The sequence below is a fragment of the Neobacillus niacini genome (assembly GCF_031456445.1).
Classification (GTDB): domain Bacteria; phylum Bacillota; class Bacilli; order Bacillales; family Cytobacillaceae; genus Neobacillus; species Neobacillus niacini_I.
Genome location: NZ_JAVDUQ010000091.1, coordinates 1 through 1,396 on the forward strand (window position 1 = coordinate 1; position 1,396 = coordinate 1,396).

At 46.8% G+C, this 1,396-nt stretch carries 9 tRNA genes and 1 rRNA gene; all 10 read right to left on the reverse strand.

Annotated features, from left to right (window positions below):
• Positions 1-176: 176 nt before the first annotated feature.
• Positions 177-252, reverse strand: a tRNA-Ala gene (locus tag J2Y67_RS27790).
• 21 nt (positions 253-273) lie between these two features.
• Positions 274-350 (reverse strand) — tRNA-Pro (locus tag J2Y67_RS27795).
• A 5-nt stretch (positions 351-355) separates the two neighbouring features.
• Positions 356-432: transfer RNA gene (locus J2Y67_RS27800), tRNA-Arg, on the reverse strand.
• Positions 433-467: 35 nt separating this feature from the next.
• Positions 468-556: transfer RNA gene (locus tag J2Y67_RS27805), tRNA-Leu, on the reverse strand.
• 5 nt (positions 557-561) lie between these two features.
• Positions 562-636 (reverse strand) — tRNA-Gly (locus J2Y67_RS27810).
• A 16-nt stretch (positions 637-652) separates the two neighbouring features.
• Positions 653-737: transfer RNA gene (locus J2Y67_RS27815), tRNA-Leu, on the reverse strand.
• A 35-nt stretch (positions 738-772) separates the two neighbouring features.
• A tRNA-Lys gene (locus J2Y67_RS27820) sits at positions 773-848 on the reverse strand.
• A gap of 101 nt (positions 849-949) precedes the next feature.
• A tRNA-Thr gene (locus tag J2Y67_RS27825) sits at positions 950-1,025 on the reverse strand.
• 192 nt (positions 1,026-1,217) lie between these two features.
• Positions 1,218-1,293 (reverse strand) — tRNA-Val (locus tag J2Y67_RS27830).
• Between the two features lie 9 nt (positions 1,294-1,302).
• Positions 1,303-1,396, reverse strand: a 5S ribosomal RNA gene (gene rrf, locus J2Y67_RS27835); the annotation flags it as partial.

The following is a 1,396-nucleotide window of genomic DNA, read 5'->3' on the forward strand; positions in this document are numbered from 1 at the left end:
AGAAAGTTGATGTAGCTCGAATGTTACGTTGGCTTCATTTCGAAAGAAATGAATATTATTGTTTGTTGACGTTTTGTTTGTTTAGTTTTCAAAGAGCAATTTTGTTTATCGCTCAAAGGCGACTTAATCATCTTACCAAGTTATCAACTTAAAGTCAACAACTTTTTTTATCTTTTTGGTGGAGTCTAGGGGGATCGAACCCCTGACCTCCTGCGTGCAAAGCAGGCGCTCTCCCAGCTGAGCTAAGACCCCATTTTAATTGTTTAGAAATACTGGTCGGGAAGACAGGATTCGAACCTGCGACCCCTTGGTCCCAAACCAAGTGCTCTACCAAGCTGAGCTACTTCCCGAAATATGGCGCGCCCGAAAGGAGTCGAACCCATAACCTTTTGATCCGTAGTCAAACGCTCTATCCAATTGAGCTACGGGCGCATTTATATAAGATATTTCGCTTTTGCAAAAAACCTTGGTGCCGAGGACCGGAATCGAACCGGTACGGTAGTCACCTACCGCAGGATTTTAAGTCCTGTGCGTCTGCCAGTTCCGCCACCCCGGCAAGAGTGGAGCGGAAGACGGGATTCGAACCCGCGACCCCCACCTTGGCAAGGTGGTGTTCTACCACTGAACTACTTCCGCATATATTAAACTTAAATGGTGCGGGTGAAGGGAGTCGAACCCCCACGCCTTGCGGCGCCAGATCCTAAGTCTGGTGCGTCTGCCAATTCCGCCACACCCGCAATATTGAAAGTTATTTTGCTATCGCAAAAAACTTTGGTGAGCCATGAAGGACTCGAACCTTCGACCCTCTGATTAAAAGTCAGATGCTCTACCAACTGAGCTAATGGCTCATAAAAGTATTTCTAGAGATGAAATTAGTTTCTTTTGCTTAAAATCCCTTCGGGATTTCTCGCATGCTTCCGCTGATGCTTTTTCAGGGAAGTAAGAAGCATGGTGCCGGCTAGAGGACTTGAACCCCCAACCTACTGATTACAAGTCAGTTGCTCTACCAATTGAGCTAAACCGGCATAGTAAAATGTAATATCTTATTTTCCATCTCGCTGAATAGTTATCGTCATCCTGACCTCGGAAAGCTAATTCAAGCAGCATCTCGGTCAGTATGCTGAAGTTAATTCAGGAAGCCTATTCGGCCGTGCTCTACCAATTGAGCTAAACCGGCAGGTTTATTGAAGATTATTTTCACTATGGTGAAAAAATCATGGTGGAGGATGACGGGATCGAACCGCCGACCCTCTGCTTGTAAGGCAGATGCTCTCCCAGCTGAGCTAATCCTCCATTTATAAAGCCTGGCAACGTCCTACTCTCACAGGGGGACAGCCCCCAACTACCATCGGCGCTGAGAAGCTTAACTTCCGTGTTCGGTATGGGAACGGGTGTG